General features: G+C 43.9%; 18 protein-coding genes. 14 read left to right on the top strand and 4 right to left on the bottom strand.

All coding sequences use genetic code 11. The annotated features are described in order from the left end of the window. Positions 1–15: 15 nt before the first annotated feature. Positions 16–330 carry a spore coat protein gene (locus M3202_RS07110; protein WP_251222656.1) on the top strand — a complete coding sequence of 105 codons (315 nt, stop codon included), beginning with the start codon at positions 16–18 and terminating at the stop codon, positions 328–330. A gap of 150 nt (positions 331–480) precedes the next feature. On the opposite strand, the gene M3202_RS07105 is transcribed toward M3202_RS07110, so the two are convergent. From M3202_RS07105 to M3202_RS07090, 4 genes are read right to left on the bottom strand one after another with little or no spacing between them, the layout of a single operon-like run. Continuing rightward, a complete protein-coding gene (locus M3202_RS07105) occupies positions 481–1,662 on the bottom strand; it encodes an MBL fold metallo-hydrolase (RefSeq protein WP_251222655.1) in 1,182 nt (393 codons plus the stop codon). Between the two features lie 19 nt (positions 1,663–1,681). Next, positions 1,682–3,346, bottom strand: a complete 1,665-nt coding sequence (locus M3202_RS07100; RefSeq protein WP_251222654.1) for an ABC transporter permease — start codon at positions 3,344–3,346, stop codon at positions 1,682–1,684. Positions 3,347–3,349: 3 nt separating this feature from the next. Next, positions 3,350–4,426, bottom strand: a complete 1,077-nt coding sequence (locus tag M3202_RS07095; RefSeq protein WP_251222653.1) for an ABC transporter substrate-binding protein — start codon at positions 4,424–4,426, stop codon at positions 3,350–3,352. Next, the gene (locus tag M3202_RS07090; protein ID WP_251222652.1) at positions 4,413–5,507 is read right to left on the bottom strand and encodes an ABC transporter ATP-binding protein; all 1,095 of its coding nucleotides are present in this window, start codon (positions 5,505–5,507) and stop codon (positions 4,413–4,415) included. Before M3202_RS07090 ends, M3202_RS07095 begins: the two co-directional genes overlap by 14 nt. Positions 5,508–5,665: 158 nt before the next feature. Between M3202_RS07090 and M3202_RS07085 the strand changes: the two genes are divergently transcribed. From M3202_RS07085 to M3202_RS07025, 13 genes are all read left to right on the top strand, one after another. Further along, the gene (locus M3202_RS07085) at positions 5,666–6,547 is read left to right on the top strand and encodes a LysR family transcriptional regulator (RefSeq protein ID WP_251222651.1); all 882 of its coding nucleotides are present in this window, start codon (positions 5,666–5,668) and stop codon (positions 6,545–6,547) included. A gap of 198 nt (positions 6,548–6,745) precedes the next feature. Next, positions 6,746–8,710, top strand: coding sequence for a methyl-accepting chemotaxis protein (locus M3202_RS07080; RefSeq protein WP_251222650.1), 1,965 nt, complete (start codon positions 6,746–6,748; stop codon positions 8,708–8,710). A gap of 422 nt (positions 8,711–9,132) precedes the next feature. Beyond that, positions 9,133–10,890: an ABC transporter ATP-binding protein gene (locus tag M3202_RS07075; RefSeq protein WP_432805966.1), complete on the top strand. Its 1,758-nt coding sequence runs from the start codon at positions 9,133–9,135 to the stop codon at positions 10,888–10,890. A gap of 62 nt (positions 10,891–10,952) precedes the next feature. Next, on the top strand, positions 10,953–11,501 hold the full coding sequence (locus M3202_RS07070; protein WP_251222648.1) for a sigma-70 family RNA polymerase sigma factor: 549 nt from the start codon (positions 10,953–10,955) through the stop codon (positions 11,499–11,501). Next, on the top strand, positions 11,476–12,543 hold the full coding sequence (locus M3202_RS07065; protein ID WP_251222647.1) for a DUF4179 domain-containing protein: 1,068 nt from the start codon (positions 11,476–11,478) through the stop codon (positions 12,541–12,543). Before M3202_RS07070 ends, M3202_RS07065 begins: the two co-directional genes overlap by 26 nt. A gap of 194 nt (positions 12,544–12,737) precedes the next feature. Then, on the top strand, positions 12,738–13,442 hold the full coding sequence (locus M3202_RS07060; RefSeq protein ID WP_251222646.1) for a response regulator transcription factor: 705 nt from the start codon (positions 12,738–12,740) through the stop codon (positions 13,440–13,442). Between the two features lie 4 nt (positions 13,443–13,446). Then, the gene (locus M3202_RS07055; RefSeq protein ID WP_251222645.1) at positions 13,447–14,901 is read left to right on the top strand and encodes a HAMP domain-containing sensor histidine kinase; all 1,455 of its coding nucleotides are present in this window, start codon (positions 13,447–13,449) and stop codon (positions 14,899–14,901) included. Continuing rightward, positions 14,898–16,022, top strand: coding sequence for a WD40 repeat domain-containing protein (locus tag M3202_RS07050; protein ID WP_251222644.1), 1,125 nt, complete (start codon positions 14,898–14,900; stop codon positions 16,020–16,022). The genes M3202_RS07055 and M3202_RS07050 overlap by 4 nt, the downstream gene beginning before the upstream one ends. A 276-nt stretch (positions 16,023–16,298) precedes the next feature. After that, positions 16,299–17,144 (top strand): polysaccharide deacetylase family protein, encoded by an 846-nt coding sequence (locus M3202_RS07045; protein ID WP_251222643.1) that lies wholly within the window; start codon positions 16,299–16,301, stop codon positions 17,142–17,144. Positions 17,145–17,211: 67 nt separating this feature from the next. Next, the gene (locus M3202_RS07040; RefSeq protein ID WP_251222642.1) at positions 17,212–18,246 is read left to right on the top strand and encodes an LCP family protein; all 1,035 of its coding nucleotides are present in this window, start codon (positions 17,212–17,214) and stop codon (positions 18,244–18,246) included. A gap of 177 nt (positions 18,247–18,423) precedes the next feature. Further along, positions 18,424–19,131 carry a DNA alkylation repair protein gene (locus M3202_RS07035; protein ID WP_251222641.1) on the top strand — a complete coding sequence of 236 codons (708 nt, stop codon included), beginning with the start codon at positions 18,424–18,426 and terminating at the stop codon, positions 19,129–19,131. Between the two features lie 258 nt (positions 19,132–19,389). Next, on the top strand, positions 19,390–19,704 hold the full coding sequence (locus M3202_RS07030; RefSeq protein ID WP_251222640.1) for a YbjQ family protein: 315 nt from the start codon (positions 19,390–19,392) through the stop codon (positions 19,702–19,704). Between the two features lie 751 nt (positions 19,705–20,455). Next, a complete protein-coding gene (locus M3202_RS07025; RefSeq protein WP_251222639.1) occupies positions 20,456–21,646 on the top strand; it encodes an ISL3 family transposase in 1,191 nt (396 codons plus the stop codon). Positions 21,647–21,836 lie beyond the last annotated feature (190 nt).

Raw genomic sequence — 21,836 nt, 5'->3', positions numbered from 1 at the left:
TAAGGAGGGAACAAAATGAATCAGATGGTGCAAAACATGACGGGTATGGGCGGAATGACGGAACAGGTCATCGCAACAGATTTGCTAATCTCCGCCAAAACCGCTGTCAAAAACTGTGCGGTCGCGATTACGGAAGCAGCGACGCCGGAAGTGAGAAACGCATTACAGCAGGAGCTGGAACAGGCTGTTCAATTTCACGGACAAATTACCGATTATATGATGAAGAAGGGGTATTACCATCCGTACAATATGAATGAACAGTACCAGGTCGACATGGCAGCTACTCAAGCCACATTGCAACAAGTGAACCAGACCGATATCCAGCAATAGTACGTGGGCTGGACAAATGGTTGTTTATTACGCCTGCAATGTTCGGAGCCTTTTAAAGTCCGGTGTGAGTGGGTTTCTCACAGCGGACTTTTAGCGTGTGTAGCCATTGACAATAGAGCAAAGAGCTAGTTTTGTCTCATGCTCAGTTTTTTATAGTCGTAATTTTTCACCAACGCATGCAAGCTCGACTTCCTCGCCCAACGCGCTGAACCATTTTTGCAGCTCTTTAATTTTTTCATTTGGACTATGTGAGAAAATGATTTTCCGTGGCCGCAGCTGTTGAACTTGTGCGCGCAATTCAGCGGCGCCCGGATGGACTTTGTAGCGCTTTTGAACGTAATCGGTTGTCTCGACTGCGTCGGTCAGCGAAAGAATGTCCTGTAAAAAAGGACCAGTGCATAAAATAAGCAGGTTTTCCTTTCTTTGTGCAGCGAACTGGTGTAACAGCTCCTGCTCGGTAACGAAGCCGATTGAATGTTCATCATCGTTCAGCCATGCCGGGAGCGGGGTCGTCCTGACTTGTTTTGACAGTGCTGCAAAATTGGAAAGTGTCGGTTCTTTCAGGTTGCACGGGTACTGCGCATATCTCTCAAAACTTGCTGCAATTTCCGGACTGATAACGGTCCGCTCCAAAAAATCGGTCCTGTATTGCTGAAAATAAATGAGCAAGTCTTGTAATTTTCCATATGTAGGTCCGTGAAGAAGGACTTTTTTCTTTTCACGAAGAGCTTGGTCAATGGTCCGATAGATTTCGTTTAAATAGGTGTGCTGCGCTTTGGTTTCTTTCCCATACGCCCCGTCGAGGATCGCGATGTCAACAGGCTGATCAATGATTGGCTCCTCGGCAATGAAGACGGGCGATTCCGTGGAATAATCACCGGAAAAGAAAATTTGCGCGCCGTTCAGCCGAAATAGGAACCAAATCGAGCCAAGCGTGTGCCCACTATAGCCATACTGGAATTCAAGCGACGTATCAGCGGAAAAAGGAAGCCACCTCCGTCTTGGAAAGGAGTCCAATGCTACAACTCTAGTGCAAACGGGGGTGAAGAGGCGGCTTGTCTCGTTGATCGTCGCCGCCGTCGCATAAATCTTCCCTTTAAAGCCAAGCTGGTACAAGTGGGGCAGGGCGGCTGTATGATCCTCATGGGAATGGGTGAGAAAGACAGCGTCCAAATTTTCAGCGAGTTCTTTTGTTAGTAGCGGATAACGCTTTGCAGCATGCGTCTCATTTTTCATAATACCGCAATCTACAAGAAGCGAAATCTGGTTCATTTGCAGGTGGAAGCAGGAGCGGCCATACTCATTTACTCCACCTAAAAAGGTTACGTTCAAACAACATCCTCCTAGCCGGTTACATTTTGTAATGTTGCGAGCGTGCTTTCATCTGTTCAATCATCATCAGCATCACTGTCGTCAGCCCTACGGACACGAGTGCCATCGCCATTCCAAGAGCAGGAGTGCCTTGTTCAAACTGGGCATAAATAAAGGTAGCTGACGTATGCATGTTCGGCGGTCTGAGAATGAGCGAGCCGACGAGTTCCCTCATTGAGATCGTAAAGGTCATCATCCAGCCGGCCAAAATCCCCGGGATCAGCAACGGAATCAAAACGGTCCTGATCATGTAAAAGGACGAAGCACCGCTCATTTTCGCTGCCTGAAAGAGAGAATTACCAAGCTGTCCGTAGACGGCTTTAATGTTTTGCACGGTAAAAGGCAAGTACAGGATGACGTATGTTAAGACGAGCATCATCCACGTATTATATATCGGCGCCGGATTCCAATAGGCATTCCAAAATAAAATCAGACCGACAACGACGACAATTCCTGGTACTGTATTCGGAGCAAGCGAGAGAAAATCCATCGTTTTTTCCTTGATTCCCTGCTTCTTTTTCATAATGAGAAGCGCGACCCAAATGCCGATGCTCGCGCTGATCGTTGCCGCGAGCGCCGCCAGCCAGACACTGTTCCACAGCGCTTGGCGTCCGCTTCCGGTAAAGAGGTCGACGAAATGGCGAATCGTCAAATTCGTAAAGCTGAGTCCATTTCCCTGAATGTCCAGCAGCGCTGTTGATGCTACGGCAAAATAAGGGACACCAATCGACAGAAGCAGGACAGCAGCTAAGTAAAGCCAGGCAAAAATGCGCTTTTTTCCTAAATAGGTGATTGCCTCGGTCTGTCCTTTTCCGGTGACAACCTGATCATGACGCCGGCTGACAAGCCATTGCTGAACGAACCAGATCAGCATGCTGACGGATAACAGCATCGTTGATAAAATCGCCGCTGTTCCGAAGTCAAGCGGCCAGATCGACGTATAGCGGTGAATTTCCGATGTCAGCACATAATAACCGATCCGGTTGCCGAGTGTTACAGGAGTGCCGAATTCACCAATCGTTTTAACAAAGACGAGCAGGGCTCCCATACTGTAGCCGGATAAAAAAAGCGGAACAATAATCCGTCGTATTCGATTAAAAAAAGAGCCGCCGTGTACGATTCCCGCTTCTTCCAGCCGTCCGCCAATATTTTCAAGATTGTTTCTCATAATTAAATAAATAAAAGGGAAGAGATGAAGACTCATCACGAGCACCATGCCAAAATACGAGAAAAAATAAGGAGTGACAGCTGCCAGGAATGGAAGCAGCTGCTCGGCATACCCATTTGGCTGCATCGATAATATCCAGCCCATTGCACCAATGTATGGCGGTGTCATAAACGGAATGATTAGCACGACATCAATCCAGCGCTGCTTCTTCATTTCAGTCCGCGCCATGAAGAAGGCAAGGGGCGCCGCCAATAGTGACGCCCCGATGACAACTCCAAGCCCGAGTAAAATGGAATTGAGAAAGATCGACCAGTACCGTTCCTCGGCTAAGAGGCGAAACGGCGCCAGTCCCTCGAACGTCCCATCAGGCATAACACCACGCATGAAGACAAACAAAAGCGGCATCATGACGAGGACGATTAACAGAAGCAATCCAATACTGCTGTTAAGTGACTGTAAGCTAGGTTTTCTGTTCATTCGTTATCGGATCAGCTCCATGAAGCGCTCTAAAATTTCCTGCGTATGCTCTTCAAGATAGGTCCAGTCATACTCAAGCGTCGGAATGTCTTCAATGCCGACGGCGATGTCAGCCGCTTCAATATCCGCTCGTCCTGGAATTAAATACGCTTCCGCGATAATTTCCTGACCGGCTTCCGATAAAATAAAGTCAATGTATTGCTTCGCAGCCTCCACATTTTGCGAGCTTTCTAAAATGAAAGCGGGACGCGGTGTAATCATCGTGCCACTTTTCGGGAAGACAATATCAACAGGCTCGCCATTTGCTTTATTGCTGTACACCATATAGTCAACTCCGGCCATGACAACAGAATTCGCTCCTGAAATGACCGTTTGGAGAGCCGGGTTATTGGCCCCTTCCATTTGCAGGCCGTTTTCCTTTAATTGCTCAAGCAGCTCCCAGCCGGCTTCCCCTTCCTGGTTAATAAAGGCGGCGATAAAGTCACGTGCTGTACCCGATTGTGTCGGATCTGGAATCGCGAGCTGACCGCTATATTCAGCCGCAGTCAGGTCGGACCAGTCTGTCGGCGGTTCAGTGACTACATTCGTGTTATAGCTTAATCCTAAAGCCGAAGCGCTGAAGCCGTAATAATGAAACTCATCATCGTACCAGCCGTCATGGAGGGAGGCGGCATGTGGTGATTCATAGGCGAGTGTCAACCCTCTTTCCTTATATTCAACTGCCGGCGGCAGGGAGGCCAACACAACGACATCAGTGATCGGGTTGCTTTCCTCGGCTTCAAGGCGGCCAAGGATATCACCGGTTGTTCCTTGAAACAGATCCACTTCAATTCCGGTTTCTTCTGAAAACACATCTGCCAATTGTTCAGCGAGTCCTGCCGGCCCGGCGGTGTAAATGGTCAACGTGCCATCACCGCCATTTGCTTCGGCTGCGGGACTGGCATCGTGATTGTCCTCCGGTGCGGATGCTTCATTTTCCTGCTCTGGTTGATTGGACTGTACTTCCTGTCCGGTTTGCGCACAAGCTGTTAGAACAAACATAACAATTGTTAAAATCAGAATTCCTTTAAGCTGTTTCATTGGTAATCCCTCCTAATGGTTGAATAAAATGAATCGAGTCAGCGAGAATCGTAAAATAAATTTGCTGCCCGGGTGTAAAGCGTTCGTAGGAATAGGCAAATAGGCGCTTTTCCTTCTGACCGACACGAAACGTAACTTCATAGCGTTCTCCTAAAAAGCTGACAGATTCGATCACGCCGGTCTGTGCGCCGTTAAACATTAGCTGTGACAGACGGACATGCTCCGGCCTGACGACAATCGTGCATGGCTCATTATGAATGATCTTCGCCGTGTTGTTCGTTAAGGGAAAGCACAAGTCCGCTTCGACCTTGAGATAGGTTTCGTCTCCCTGTGTCTGCAGATGCCCGTCCCAAATTGTCCCTTTCCCAATAAACGCGGCGACTTCCTTCGTCTGCGGATAACGGTAAATGTCCTCAGGCGTTCCTTCCTGCAGCAATGTGCCCGCATTCATCACAACGACATAGTCCGACATCGACATCGCTTCATTCTGATCATGGGTAACGTAAATCGCGGTCATGTTCAGCCGTTTGACAAGCGATTGCAATAAAATTCTCATCTCATCCCGCAACGTGGCATCTAAGGCGCTTAATGGCTCGTCCATTAAAATGACAGCCGGATCATTGGCGATCGCCCGGGCAATCGCCACGCGTTGCTGCTGCCCGCCGGACAGCTGGTGGGGATAGCGCTCCCGATAGTCGCCAAGCTGGACATTTTCCAGGGCTTGATCGACTTTTTCGCGCAGTCCTTTTTTCTTTCCGGTTGCTTTTAGACTGTAGGCGACATTTTCAAAGACGGTCATATGCGGCCATAAGGCAAAATCCTGAAAGACCATCCCGATTCCGCGCTTTTGCGGAGGGAGGTGAATATTCTTTTCGTTCGAATAGATGATCTGGTCGTTCATTTTGATCGTTCCGCTATCCGCTTCTTCCAGCCCGGCAATAATCCGAAGCAAGGTCGTTTTCCCACAGCCCGAAGGTCCTAACAGGCTGACAAATGTGCCAGAAGGGATCGTCAGGGAAAAGGGCTTTAACGCCTCCAGGGAACCGAACGATTTTTGAATGGCGCGCAATTCAATTTTCAATCACAGCTCTCCTCTCTTGTAAACTATCTTTCTTACTGACTACGATAACGGTCAAATATTAATAGAGTATTAATAAATTTTTAACGTATAATTAATAATTTCAATGAATTACTCATGATACGATAGAATTAATCTATAAGGGGGAGAGAGGGTTTACAATGAACTTGCAGCAGCTCGATATTTATTATCGGTTTTGCCAATCGAAAAATGTCACAAAAGTCGCGCGCGCGATGAAATTAAAGCAGCCAACCGTCTCTTTCCACTTGAAAAAGCTGCGGGAGTCTTTAGGGGTGATCTTATATGAACAAAAGGGGGAAGAAATCGTCTTAACCTCGGCTGGTTCGATGCTTTACCAGTATGCGGAGAAAATTCTTCTGCTCGTATCGGAAGCCGAGCGGGTGATGAAGGATTATCAATCGTATAAAAGAGGCGAGCTGCAAATCGGGGCGAGTACGATTCCGGCAAGCTATCTGTTACCGCCGATTTGCAGTCAGTTCCATGTGAAGCGGCCGAACGTCCAAATTACGCTCCATGTTCATTCAGCCCCTACGATCATCAAGATGGTCGAAGCAAAGCAGGTCGATTTCGGCATCGTCTCGATTCAACCTCTCCAGCATTCATTGCTGCTATGTAAAGCGATTGTCCCGGATCGTCTCGTCTTCGTTCATTCCCCCGAGCATCCTTTAGCGGAGAAAGAGCAGATAACGCTCGAAGATATCGAACAAGTCCCGATTTATATTCACCAGTCCGGTTCCACGCGCCAAATCATTGATAAATGGGCGGAGCGCGAGAAGCTTGACTTACATATTCAAATGGAATTAACGAGTATTGAGGCGATCAAGCAGATGGTCATTCTCGGTACGGGGGCGACGATTTTATCGGAGCGAGCAGTGGAGGAAGAAGTAAAACAAAACAAGCTTGCCGTCCGGCCGTTACCAAACTTCATTCACGACCGGTCGATCTCAGTGATCTACCGGCATGACCGTCCGATCAGTCCGTTGATGCAGGAGTTTATGACCGATGTGTTTCGGAGCGTGTGACGATAGAAAAGTAGATATATTATAGATTATGACTTGCTCCCACTTGCAGCTATGCTGCAAATGGGAGTTTTTGCTGCGTTTTGCGAGATGAACTTCCAAAAAATCATTTTTTATACTGCTTATAGCAAATTTTGTCGAATTATCATATACTAATCTAGTCATATCGAAGAATCCATCATGAAGTAGGAGGCGCACTAGTTGTTTACGTCTATTCGTTCTAAATTATTTACTATCTTTTTACTCGTTTCCCTCGTTCCTTTATTATGTGTAAGCATCTTTTTTTACACAGAAATGCAAAGCGGGTTCTCTCGTTTATTAACAGAGAACAAAAATGAAACAAAAGCGACCGTCTCGCTTCAGCTAAATCAGGCCGCGACGGATTTACTCACCCTCACTTCACTTTATGCTAATGATGTGGAATTGAAGGAAGCCTTTTTAAATCACGACCGGGAGCAGCTTCATCTCAGCATGCAACAGATGTATACTCGCTTACAAGCCGAGCACGGGATCGACGTATTTGAATTTGGCGATTCGGACGGAAACGTCTTCTACAGAGCCCATAACCCCGAAAAGTTCGGCGATGATAAAAGCGGGATGGCTGTGATTCAATCCGCTTTGAATGGGGAGGAACTAGCAGGCTTTGAATTTGGGAACAGCGGCCTGGCCGTTCGTGCTTTTGTGCCAATCAAAGTTGATAACGAAACAATCGGGACTCTTCAGACTGGTCTGAGCAGTACATTTCTCAATTCGATTACTGACTCATTACAGCGAGTTGATTTAAACATTTTTAATACGGACGGAGAGATCATGGTCTCTTCGCATGATGATGTGATTGACAGCAGACTCAATGAGCCGCTTATTGAAAAAGTCATGCGCGGAGAAGAGGTGACAGAGGATAGGGGCAATTTGAGAGAAACCTACATTCCTCTCTTTGACCCTACCCAGTCCGAGGTGATCGGGATTATTAATTTTAATCAGGATGAATCGATCATCGGACAATTTCAAAACAGAATCGTCCTTATCCTTTTTCTCGTGTTAGGGATAACGGTTTTGGCGATCTCGTTCATCGCCTGGGCAATCAGCAGAAGCTTTTCGAAGCCAATCCAGGACGTGACGGAAGTGATGGATGAAATTGCAAAAGGCAATCTCACCGCTGCATTGACGACAAAAAGCAGAAAAGATGAGATCGGAAAATTGTTCAAATCGGTAAATGAGACAAAAATGCATTTACGCGAGATCATTCAGACATTAGCTCACTTAACGGGGCGGGTCAATCAGCAATCGGCGATGCTGAGACAATCATCCGAGGAAATCATGAATGGCAGTCAGCAAATCTCAATGACGATGCAGGAATTGTCGAATGGAGCGGAATCACAAGCTTCCGCTACAGTTGATTTAACGGAAACGATGCAATCGTATTCTGCAAAAATAACATCAGCAAGCAAAACCGGAGATGATCTCGCCTCAACAGCCAGTAATGTGCTTAAGCTGACGGAAGCAGGAAAAGAAAGAATGGATACGTCGATTACGCAAATGGACACGATTCACCAGCGAGTTGATGAAGCAGTGACGAAGGTCGTTAGTCTGGAGCAGAAGTCGAGCGACATTACTAATCTTGTTAACATGATTCAAGCGGTGGCCGAGCAGACGAACCTGCTTGCGTTAAATGCGGCGATTGAAGCGGCGCGCGCCGGTGAGCACGGTCGCGGCTTTGCCGTTGTGGCAGATGAGGTTCGCAAGCTTGCTGAACAGGCCGCTCACTCCACGGAGGATATTAAAGCGATCGTCTCCGGAATTCAAACGGAATCCAGGCAGGCAACGGACGCCTTGCGCTCCAGTTACTCACAGGTCGAGCTTGGGACGAAGCAGATTGATGCTACCGGTCAAACATTGAATGAAATGACGGCTGCGATAGCCGAAATGATTACAAAAATTAATCAAAATACGTCAGACTTGAAAATGATTGAACAGGACTCGGAAGACATGCAGCAATTTATTGACCATATCGCCTCGATTTCCGAGGAATCAGCGGCGGGGATTGAGCAAACAACCGCTTCGACTCAGCAAACCGCAAGTTCAATTGAACAAATTGCGCAAAATACTGATACATTAGACCAGCTAGTTCAAGAACTGAATGAAAAAATGAAACGATTTAAAATTTGAGAAATGACGGAGCTGCTGAAAAGTGAAAATCATATTTTTTCAGCAGCTTTTAAGTAATGAGCGTAGCCGTTGCCTGATTTTGAAGCCTTGCTACAAATGAGTTTGTCGAAGCAAGGCGCGCAACGTGCGGAGCCATTACTCTTCTTCGAGTTACGAAAAAGGAAGTTTTTCAGTGGACTCGGAATGACCTGGTTCTTTAATGTTTTACAAGCATGAATTCAATAGAATATCAAAATAAACATTGACTCTTACCTTACGTAAGGGTCTATTGTTTTATGTACGGGGAGCCGCTTTACGTTGCAGCGAATTTGACGGGAGTGACGATGAAAACCTTTTTTGATGACACCAATGCGAGCAGATCGGACTCGTCTACGATATGCAGCGGCGGTCAGGTATGCAGATAACCGCCACAATGGGGAGGAATGGACATGAAACAACAGAATAATTGGAACGTGTTTTTATCTTATATTAAACAGGCGAAAATTCCGAAATGGATGATAGCCGTTGCCCTACTATTGAGCTTGATCGAGACAGCAGGAATTCTGATCGTTCCCGTATTTACAGGTGATATTGTTGACCAGTTTGCGCTCGGCCAGCTGAATGTTCTACTTATTGCCGTTTTAATCGGAGCTTTCGTATTACAGGCGGTAGCGGGGGCAGTTTCGTATTATTTAATGAGTTATATGGGGGAATGGGTCGTAGCCGATGTGCGGAAGCAGCTTTGGCGGCGAATTTTGCACTTGCCGATCTCTTATTTCGATGCTTCTCCGTCTGGGGAAACGATGAGCCGGATGACCCATGATACAGATACATTGAAACGACTGATTACCGATCAGCTTGTATCATTCGTCTCCGGGATTATTACGGTGCTCGGGGCAGCTATTATTTTGCTAATCATTGATTGGAAAATGATGCTTTTGATGCTGCTTGTCGTACCGCTGGCAATCGTTGTTCTCCACCCCGCCGGACAAAAAATGTATCAGGTCTCGCTGAAAACACAGGATGAAATGGCCTCCTTCTCGGCAGGAATGGCGCGAGTGCTCGGTGATATCCGGTTAGTCAAAGCGTATAATGCCGAAGCGGAGGAAGGAAGCCGTGGAACGAGCGCCGTCGACCGTTTATTTCGCTTCGGAATCAGACAGGCAAAAATTTTAGCGATCATCAGCCCTCTGATGACAATGGTGATGATGATTGTGCTCGTCCTACTGATCGGCTACGGCGGATCCCAGGTTGCCTCTGGTGCTTTAACTGCCGGAACGATGGTGATGATGATGCTCTATTTGTTCCAGCTGATCTTCCCTTTCACGCAGCTGACATCATTTTTTACTGAGTTTCAAAAGGCGATGGGAGCCACTGAGCGGATTCAGAAGCTGTTTTCAGATGCAGATGAGCTGCAAGCCGAGGAACAGATAAAAACATATACGCCAATTCCGGCAGAAGAACAGGATATCCACTTCCAGCATGTGTCGTTCTATTACCCCTCAGCACAACAGGAAGAAGAGCGGGTGCTTACCGATATTAACTGTACGATTCCAGCCGGAAAAGTAACAGCTGTCGTCGGGCCGAGCGGCAGCGGGAAGACAACGATGTTTGGTTTACTGGAACGATTTTATCAGCCGGTTGAAGGAGATATCCTTTATGGCAGTGCGAGCCTCCAGGATGTAAAGCTTTCAGATTGGAGAAATCAAATTGGCTACGTCTCACAGGAAAGCCCTTTAATGGATGGGACAATTCGCGAAAATATTTGCTATGGGTTGGAAAATGTGCCAGATGAGCAGGTAAGGCAGGCTGCCGAATTGGCGTATGCCGCTGATTTCATCGATGGTTTCCCGAATGGCTTTGAAACGAAGGTCGGGGAGCGCGGGATGAAATTATCAGGCGGTCAAAGACAACGGATCGCCATTGCCAGAGCACTGATCCGCGATCCAAAAATCCTGATGCTTGACGAAGCGACCTCCAGCTTGGACAGTGAATCCGAACGCGTTATTCAGAAAGCTTTGCAAACGTTAATGAAGGGACGCACGACAATTGCGATTGCCCATCGACTGTCGACCGTTATCAATGCCGATCAGATTATTATGCTGGAAAAAGGCTCCATTACCGGAATTGGCAAGCATGAAGAACTGCTTGCAGAGCATCCTCTCTATCGAAAACTGGCAGAGCAGCAATTTAATCAATAATAAATTGAAACGTTTTGTCATTCTCAACTCTCTAATAGAGGACGAAAGGAGGTTCAAGGCATTTGAAAAAGCTAACGCAAATCAAACGAGCAAAAAGAGGAGATAAGCAAGCCTTTCAGGAGCTGATGGAGGAGGAGAAGAGCAAGCTTTATAAGCTGGCATACATTTATGTCCGCAATGAAGACGAAGCGCTGGAGATTTTTCAGGAGACGGTATATAAGGCGCTTATAGCGATCGCCGACTTGAAACAGGAGCAGTATTTTTCAACGTGGCTCACTCGAATACTTATCAACACTTCGCTTGATTATTTAAGAAAAAAGCAGCGCGTTGTGCCAATGAACGAAGAAATATTCGACAGCCTGGCGAGCGCCCGCAATGAAGTTCAGCCTGAGGATCAGCTCGACTTACTCGATGCGCTCGGAAAGCTCGATGAAAAGTATAAAACCGTCCTGTTCCTGCGTTTTTATGAAGACTACACGGTGAAGCAGATTGCTTCCTTGCTCAACCATCCGGAAGGCACGGTCAAAACAAACATTCATAGAGCGTTACAGCTTTTGCGCGGAAAATTAAAGGAGAGTGATGGAGATGACAAGCGAGCCACGTTCATTTAAAGAAACGCTCGATCAAATTCAGGTTCCAGTTGATAAACTGGATGCGATTATAGAGAAAACGGTAGACGAAGCCGAACCGATTCGAAAAAAATCGAGAAAGCACCTATGGCTCTACAGTGCAGGTGCGGCAGTTTTTGCGGGTGTGCTGCTGATCGGCTCAGCTTCCGTTTCACCGGCGATGGCCAATGTCGTCTCGCAAATTCCGCTGATCGGCTCGATTTTCACCGAGATTGGCGATGACGGGTTGAAGAAAGTCAGCGAGCAAGGTCTTTCTCAGGTGGTTGGCCAGTCTGATCACAGCGATGGAACTACCGTGGTAATCGACGAAGCTTTCTATGATGGTACACGGTTTAGCATCGGGTATCGAGCGGAATCGGACGCTCCGATTGAAAACTATGTGCTTGGGCTTGACTCGATTAAGATAGACGGAAAAACGCCCAAGGCAGTTGCAAGTGGTATCACACAACACGAAATAATAGATGATAGGCAGGAAAGCGGTGTGCTCGAAATCGAGCTCGATTATCCTGAAAATACTCTGCCTACAGAATCATTTACACTCGATTTAACACTTGAAGGTAGCAATGGAGAGAAGTGGAACTTTTCCTTCCCAGTTACGCCACAAAAGAACAATGTCGTCATTGACGTAGACGAGCGACAAGAAGCTGGAGATTTAGAGCTCGTTGTCAAAACAATTGAAACCGGTCTAGGTGGAACCGCTATTCATTTTGACTTGATTTCACCATCAGAAGCTGCTCTATTTGCCTCTGTAGATTTTACTGTCGTTGATGATGCAGGAAGAGAATTGACTTCTGTCATTTCAGGAGCCGGTTCAGGAGAGGTAAATAACGAAGAGACGATATTTTCAGGGAAAACTGTCTTTACGCCAATTGATGATACAGTGAAGCAATTAACCATCACCCCATTTATTAGGGAAGAGACGACCGGTACAACCTCCGGCAGCAGCGACAGCTCAGAAACGACAACGACTTACCACCACCAGCAGGCTGTGATGTTTGAAAGCTTTATTGTGACATTGCCGTAAGACTCAATGAAGTGATCGAAGAAAGGTATGTTTTAACCATTAAAATGACTGGACTTTACTAGTTCAGTCATTTTTATTTTTACGCGTTGGTACATAAACAGCATTTATTTCACTATTAAGCCGGTGTACTAGATTCATTTAGACTGCTATAATGATCCCATATTTGCAAATTTCAAAGGAAGAGTGACTTGTTCATGAATAAAACAAAAATTCTCATCATCGAGGACGACGAACCTATCGCTGATTTACTGTCTTATGGACTGAATGCAGAAGGCTTTCAGACTTGCATCGCGACAAGCGGAGCCGCAGGAATGAGGCATTTGGATCAATTCAAACCCAATCTTCTTCTTCTTGACTGGATGCTACCAGATTGTAGCGGTTTAGATTTATGTAAAATGGTGACGGAAAAATATAATATACCTATCCTTATGATCACAGCAAAATCAGATATTACAGACAAAGTACTAGGTTTGGAATTCGGCGCTGATGATTATATAACAAAACCATTTGATGTCCGGGAGATTGTAGCCAGAATTCGGACGATCCTTCGACGGCTTGATCATCTAGCAAAACCAAGCGAGCAAGTAGCAGAAGATGATAAGCAGGTCATACAAGTTAACCATCTCACGATAGTACGAGATGAAAGGCTCGTCAAGAAAGAAGGAAAAACAGTCGAATTAACACCTAAAGAGTTTGATTTGCTTATAACATTAATTGATTCCAGGGGGAAAATTTATAGACGTTCAGAATTATTAGATTTAGTTTGGGGGTATGACTTTGCAGGAGATACACGAACGGTCGATACCCACATTCAACGACTCCGTAAAAAACTGAACGCAGGAGATTTGATTAAAACTGTATTTGGTGTTGGCTACAAGTTCGAGAAACAGGAGGAATAAAGAAATGCTGAGAACGATCAAAGCAAAATTTTTACTCGGCTTTTTTCTAATTTTTATCCTTTCTTTTCTCGTGCTTAATCATACTGTAAAGGAAACGATTTGGTCCAATAATCAGAAGATCGTTACCTCAGACCTGGTAGATTTAAAGAAAAATAGTAACGTGTATGTTCGTCAGGCATTTTTAATTAATCAGTATTCAATTAGTGAATTTTATTTCATGGATATGGCTGATGAAATGGTTAATGATTTAACTCATGCCACAGGCAGTGAGGTTAGTGTCTATACAGTGGATGGTGTTTTGTTGTCTTCTTCAGAGGAGACTTTGTTTTCTGGAAAAAGAGATGACGATCTTAAACAGGCTATTGCAGGTGAATCTGCTTATCATATTACCTATATGCAGGATCAGGCTGAGATCCGTTTCTCTTATCCGGTAATCATTGATGGTACAAAAGTAGGCATATTACGGTTTGCGAAAGATTTCAACCTCCTCTATCAACAAAGTAGCGGGATTTTGAATTTTATTTTTTACATCGCCCTTTTGATCTTTGGTGTAGCGTTCCTCTTTTCCTACATTCTCTCTGGACATATTACGAAACCAATCATTAAACTGACTGAAGCCTCCTCCGAAATAAAAAAAGGCAATTTAGATGTTGATATCCATTTTAACAGACAGGATGAGATTGGGCGCCTAGCAGAAAATTTCAATGATATGATCAACAAAATAAGGGATCAGATATCAACGATTGAAAGAGACAGGGATCAGCTAAAGGAGCTTAATGAACAGGAAAAACGTTTTTTTGATAATATCACTCACGAGCTTAAAACACCGCTGACGTCTATTATCGGATATGGCAAAATGATTAAAGAAAAAGGGGATGCTGATCATACATTTTTCAACAAAGGAATGAACCATATTGTAGAAGAAAGTCAGCGGCTTCACGATTTGGTCATTAAGCTTCTTGAAGTATCCAGAAGAACCTCCTTCAGCCATTCATTTGAACGAGTTGACGCTGGTGAAACTTTAAAGGATGTATGCGAATCAATGGCTTTCCGGGCTGAGAGATATAAGAAGAATATAGATTGTGCAATTGAAAACAACTTGTACATGTCTGGTCAGCCGGACAGATTAAGGCAACTTTTTATAAATCTCATAGACAATGCGATTAAATACAGTTCGTCCTTTTCAAGTATATTGGTTAAAGCCGGTATCGCCGAAGACAGTATCCATTTTCGGTTCGAAAATCCAAGTACGCCACTTGAAACGGATCAGTATTCAAAGCTTTTTCAGCCTTTTTACGCGGGAACTCATAAAATCACTGAGGAAGGAAGCGTGGGCCTCGGTCTGAGTATTGTAAAAACAATCGTTGATGAACATGGAGGAACAATTACAATCTCCAACACGGATGAACATATTGTCGTCAATGTCGAGTTCGCTTATAAGGAGGAGAATTCATCATGAAACAGAGACATCTTATAGTACTCTTCTTTCTCGTCATAATGGCTTCCGGGTGTTATGGAGGAAGATCAGAAACGATAATTATTCCAGATTTAGAAGAAAAAGATGCAGAAGAGTCACATAGCCAACTTTTTCAAGTGAAAACAATTTATTCGTTACCAAGCTTAACTCAGCTGTTTGGCTGGTCCTTTTCCGATTCCGTCGTTGGTGTTTTTAGAGAAGACGAGTCTTCAGAGTCATTACAAAATGACCTCTACTCTCTCTCCGCTCCCTATGAAAAACCTGAGCTTCTAAAAGAGATTGACGAAAACACGTTCAATCTAGCAATGTCGCCCGATGGAAAGAAGATGGTTGGATTAACCGTGGATTCGGTGAGAGCCTCCTTAAATTTGTTTTCACTGACTAACGGAAATAAAACAGAAATAAGGGATTTTGAACTTAACAACCGTGGTTATTTCCAAGACGTTGCATGGTCTAATAATAGTCGGTATGTGAGCTATCTGATGATAGGTGGTAAAGACCGTAATCACGCTACCATTGGGATATATGACACAGCCTCTGGTACTCATCGCAAATATTCTTTAGATGGGGTGGAGTATGAATCCCTTACAGGAGTTACCATCTCTGATAATGGAAAAGGTTTGTTGATCACCAGCTGGCCGCACGCTCGTCAGGAATTTACTATTTTCATGGGAAAGATTACTGAAAGCGGCATTACTATTCAATATAAGAACCAAATAGGCGGCGGGAAGCCTGTATGGCTAACAAATGACCAGTTCATGTTTATTGGCCAAGGGGAAACATTATACGAATATGATCACCGTAATGGAGAGCTTTCCTCTTTGCTCGAAAAAGTAGCCACTTTCAAATTATCGAACGACCGAAAAAAAATAGCTTATTCCTTGTATGATAATGACACAATTTATGCCGGAAGATTACAAGGGAAAAACATCATCTATCAGGAGCCCGTCTACCAGGGAATCATTCCAATCGACATGTATTGGAGTCCAACTAGCAACAACCTTCTTATCTATGGTCGAAAGCAAACCTCCTCCATTCAAGGTCCAAGCTCAGCAGCACCAATTATCCACAGCAGTGACCAGGCTTATATTGTCGAATTTTAGCCAGTCTTCAGTGTGTCAAAAGGAGTTTTCTATTGGCACACTCCCTTATCAAATCAATCACCATTCTAAGTATCCTTCCTTCACTTTCGCTTTTTTACTACCTCCAAAAGATGCCGTTATTCTGCTCACTATTATCTTGTGACATTTTGTTTACAAGTAGGTCAAACTTCTATGATAACTTTACTTTATAGTAAAGGATATTCGAATTTAGCAGATTTTGTCTGATTTTGGTTTGCCTGAATTGCTAACCGGTCAAAGAAGTTTAGGAGTGAGAGAATGTTAAGAACGTACAAGTTAAACAAGAAAGGAAAACTAGCCGCATCAATTTTAGCTTTACTGATGCTGTATATATGTTTTTCATTAGGGGCAATGGTAATTGGCCAGAAGCAGGAAGCAACAGACAAGAATCACATCGTGCATGAAGCGGCATCCTATGAAGAAAAAACCCCATTTTTGAAAAGTAGTCAAATAATCGAAAACAATTCAAGGGAAGAAGAAAGCGCCGATACTAGCATTTCACAGGAGTCGGAAAAAGTTGTCTATTTAACATTTGATGATGGACCCCATCCAACCATTTCAGAGGAAATTGTAAACTTGCTCAATCGTTACGATGCAAAAGCAACCTTTTTTATGCTAAAACCTAACATCGAAAATAACTCAACGATCGTAAGAAAGATGGTCGAAAGCGGTCACGCCGTCGGTGCTCACGGGATCACTCATGATGTAGCGCAAGTCTATAAATCTCCTGAAGACTTCGCGAGAGAAATGAATGAGACGCTTGATTCAATTAGAGAAATAACGGACCAAGAAACACGTTTAATAAGAGCTCCTTTTGGTTCATTTCCTTACATTACAGACCCTTTCAAGGCAGTAATTGAGCGTGAACAACATATTCTGTGGGATTGGAATATTGATTCAGAGGATTGGAAGCTGACTAATGGTGAATTCGTTGAACATGTAATCAACCAAGTAAACAACATTTCCAAAAAGCCGTTGGTCGTGTTGATGCATGAGAAATCAACTACTATGGCCCATTTAGAAAAACTGCTCTCGTATTTTCAGGATAATGGGTATGAGATGAAGGCAATCGATGAAGCAGTGAAACCTGTACAATTCTTTTAACATTAAGAACAATACGATTTCGAAAAATAGTAGCAGTTTTATACTAGAATTAAAGGTGGTAGTATACGTGAGTACTTCCGTATCAAAAGGTAAAAAATGGAGAAAGAATGTAATATGGGGAATTTTACTACTGGCTGTTGCAGGCGTTATATATATTTCTTATTTTCTAATTACGATATATGGAGCAACAAAAGAAGCCTATGTAGAGTTAGAGCGTCCAGAGGGAAATTCTGAGCTTAGAGAAGAAGCAGTGACAGTCGGCAGTGAGGACCCAATATCTATTTTATTAATGGGAGTGGATGATTACGATCCGAGTGGTCATAATGGTCGTGCAGATTCACTAATAGTTGTAACGTTAAACCCGAATACCAAACAAATAACAATGACAACGATCCCAAGAGATACTAGGGTGGAATTTTCAACAGAAGAGGCCGGCCCCTATGCAGGCTTTCATAAAATAAATGCCGCGTACATGTATGGTTCTATGTTTGACCATGGGGGTCATAAACTTACCGTTGAAAAAGTAGAAAAATTGCTTGATATACCGATTGACGAATATGTCGCTGTTAATTTTGATGGATTTAAAGATATTGTCAATGTATTGGGCGGCGTAACCGTCGATATTAAGGAACCGTTCTGGGAAAAGAATTTCTATTCAGTTGATGAAGAACGAATTTATTTCACAAAAGGGAAGAAGAAATTAGATGGTGAGGAAGCTTTGGCCTTCGTTCGAATGAGGAAACGTGAAGTGAATAATGTCTATTCGCGTGAAGAAAGGCAACGGCAATTTATTAAGGCGAGCATTGACGAAGTAATTTCAACAAATACGCTCTTTAAAATTGGCGAAATTGCAAATATTTTAGGAGAGAACATTAAGACGAGCCTGAGCCCGATGGAAATTTTCCGTTTACAGCAGACATATGCCTCAATCAATACTTCCACTATAAAAACGTTTAAGATTGATGGTGAAGATCAACGAGTAAATAATATTTACTATTTCATACCGACAGAGGAAGGGTTATCCAATACGTCTCAACGGCTAAAAGAGGAACTGGAATTAGGCGAGCAGGAAAAAATCAATAACGAAATAGAATGGGATTAATTGAATAGGTGTTATTTTAAAAACATGATCCCGATTTTATCCGTTTTTCCTGAGATAAATCGGGATTTTTAGCTGCTGTCCTCAATCCTATATTGAACGCCGCAATATAAAATAAATATTTAGCGGAATCTTTTATTATAATGTTAGGTGTTATGAAAGAAAGGGGATGTCACACACATGAATGATTATTATGCACATGACTTTATTAAGGAATTAGAAAAGCAGCGAAATGAGCAGAATGTGGAAAAAATGAAACGATTTTTCAAAAGCTCTGATCCTGATACATTATGTTTGGGGCTTAACATGCGCACGGTTTTTCAGTTAGCAAAACAGTTCATCGGTATGCCTTTGTCTGAGATCGAGAAGGTCTTGGAAAGTCCTTATTATGAAGTAAGGATGGGGGCTGTCAGTATTATGGATTACCAAGCTAAACAAAAAAAGCTTTCAAATGATGAACGAAAGGCATTATTTGATTTGTATATTCGCAGACATGAACGAATTAATAATTGGGATTTTGTAGATCGCTCTGCTCCTTCAGTGGTCGGAATCTATCTTCTCGATAAACCAAGAGATATTTTATATGAATTGGCGCACTCTAAGAACTTATGGGAACGTAGAACAGCTATTGTCAGTACATATGCATTTATTAAAAAGGGAGAGATAGAAGATACGTTTAAAATAGCTGAGCTCCTTATCAATGATCAAGAAGAGTTGATCCAGAAAGCTGTAGGAAGCTGGATTCGTGAAGCTGGTAAAAAGAATAATCATGCATTAAAACATTTTTTGGACAAACATGCGGCGACTATGCCCAGAGTAACATTAAGGTATGCGATTGAAAAGTTTGACAAGGAGACGCGAGATTTTTATTTAGCTTTAGGTAAGTAAACAAGCTAAGCAATACTGGCCCAGTCATCCCGGTATGGAGCCAGAATCAACCCGGATTTTCCTGACCTCGGTTATAGCGCGTGCTCGTTTCATTGAAGCCCTCGTCACGGCACAAGCCGATCAAGGCAGCAGCCAGTATGATTGGCTAAACAGGAGCGATGAAGGAAATTAGACCCAATTTCAAGAAGGGTTTTTTTGATAGAGAAGCGAATTAATTTAAGGAACGTTTATCTTATTGTGAGGAGTGGGGACAGTACGATGATTATGACAACTACTACCATCGTCGAAGGAAGACCGGTTAGTTCGTATTTGGGGATCGTCACGAGTGAAATTATTTTAGGGGCTAACGTCGTTAGGGATTTCTTTGCGTCAATCACGGATATTGTTGGAGGAAGAAGCGGGGCGTACGAAAGCAAGCTGCAAGAAGGGAGAGAGGAAGCTTTAAGAGAGTTGGAGAATAAGGCAAGACGTATGGGTGCCGAAGCGGTAATCGGGATTGACCTAGACTTCGAGACATTACGAGATGGCATGATGATGATTGTCGCTACAGGTACTGCTGTCAAATTATCATAGGCGCGCTCCATTACTAACATAGTGGCAAAAACAGAATAGTGAGAGCCAGAAAAGTTTTGTTGGCCCTGATTCGATGAAGAAGAAAAAACCGGATTTTATATTATAAAATCTCTTTGAACATATGATCATTCAGTCTGTTCCTACAAAGGGTTCACTATTCCTTCCTATGTGCTGAACAAATTGTTGAAATTCCATACACATTTTATGAAAGATGATGACATTTGTGTCTCTCCGCTATACAAACAGAATCATTGTAAATCCCCTTCAATTGAATTGGACCGTCTTCTCAGAATGGAAAGGCAGAATCAGAATCTAAAAACAAAAGAATCAATATTTAACATTTAAAAGGCAACCGTAACCCTGTTGGACGGCTCTCTCCGCTCAACAGGGTTAATGGTATGAAATACAAAAAGGTCATAAACAAATAATTTGAAAGTGACAGCAAAAAGTGGAATATGAGCGGGAAGAGAACAAAATAGCCAAATGCTCTTTCCTAGCACGGGTCGGTTTTTAGCAGGTCCTGAAGTTCATTGTCTTTTCGAATCAGTTAGGGTATGGTAGATTTTAATTTTTTTACAACAAGCCGTTAGCAAGCGCGTCCGAGTTTTCATAAAATATCGAGATTCCAAAAATTTTGGAAGAAATCAACTTTCGGGCTCTCCACAGAAAGCCGTGCTTGACATTGAAAAAAGCAGAATCTCCCTTTAGAGTTAGAGGTACCAACACCAAAACTAGAAAGGAGAGATTCTGCTTGTCTCTTAAGTTTACTAGAGAACTGATCGGACTTTCAAGCTTTGATGTAAAATCCATTGAATCAATCGAAGGAGGATGGGTGGCGACCCTTACACCGGCTTTGCAAAGCTACATTTGTCCTCTCTGTTGTAAACCGAGCACCACGCATGCCCGTGTAAAAGACCGTCGGCTCAAACATCTATGGATTCCGGAACGTGGGATCCTCTTTGTTCAAGTTCCCGTCATTCGTCAAAGATGTAATGACTGTTGTCATACATGGAGTCTGTCTTGGCCTCAGATCCCTCAAAGAGGCAAGGTGACAAGCACCTTCAGACAGTTAGTGGTGAACCTTTGTGATCAAAAAACGTTTGCTCTCGTCTCAAAAGAAACAGGCGTCGCGGAAAGTACCCTGTCTACTTGGTTTTATGACTGGGCTCCAACGCAGCTCCCCCACCCCGAAGACCACCAAGCCCCGGACTACGTTTGTCTCGATGAATTTGCGTTGCGCAAAGGACATCAGTACGGCGTCTGCCTCCAAGATCATGAAACAGGGCACGTGTGGAAGACGGGGATGGGGAAAAAACGGGAAGAACTCCAAGCTCTCCTGCGTAGTTACCCGTTCTCTCCCCCAACCGCGATCGTGACGGACATGGCTCCGGGCATGGCAAAAACGGTCAAAGAAGTCTGGTCAGAAACAGCTGTCGTCATTGATAAGTTTCATGTGATTCAATTGCTTACGCAGGCATTAGACCGGGCACGCAAACACTCCATGACGTATGCGACCCAGCACCTTGCCATTCGGCAGCACAAGCGTCTTCTCATGGCTCCTCCCGCTACGCTCAAGGAGGAAGAACGTGAGAAACTAGCTCACTGGTTCACCCATGACTGGCGCTTAGAGGAACTTTACCAAGCCACTCAAGCGCTCAGACGCGTGTATCATCTGCCAACCTATCAACAAGCCAAACAAGCCTTTCAAGCATGGGTGAACCGTTATCAATTCTCTCCGAACAGCGCAGTTTCCAAGGTTGTCAAAACACTAATCCAGTGGGAGGAAGAGCTTCTAAACTATTTTCACTACAAGATCACAAACGCGAAATTGGAAGGGACAAATAACTTGATCAAGACCTTAAAAAGAAGAAGTTACGGTACTCCATGCCTTGAGAAAATGACGGTACGCATTCGACTTGAATGTCAACAGCCGAGCAAATAGCCATTATCATACGAGAAAGGGAGATTCAAGCACGTTTTTTGGGGGAGATCCAACTTTCGAGTAAAGGAGCATTCCTGTAATGAAGAAATTTGAGGATTGAACAAAAAAGAGCCCTCTTGGTATTATACGAGGTGTCCAAAGCTTCGAAGCAAAAATGGACCCTTAAATTAGTAACCAAGGAGGACTCGTA

It is taken from the genome of Halalkalibacter oceani (genome assembly GCF_023715605.1).
GTDB lineage: Bacteria > Bacillota > Bacilli > Bacillales > Bacillaceae_D > Halalkalibacter > Halalkalibacter oceani.
This window is presented reverse-complemented; position numbering and strand designations above follow the sequence as displayed.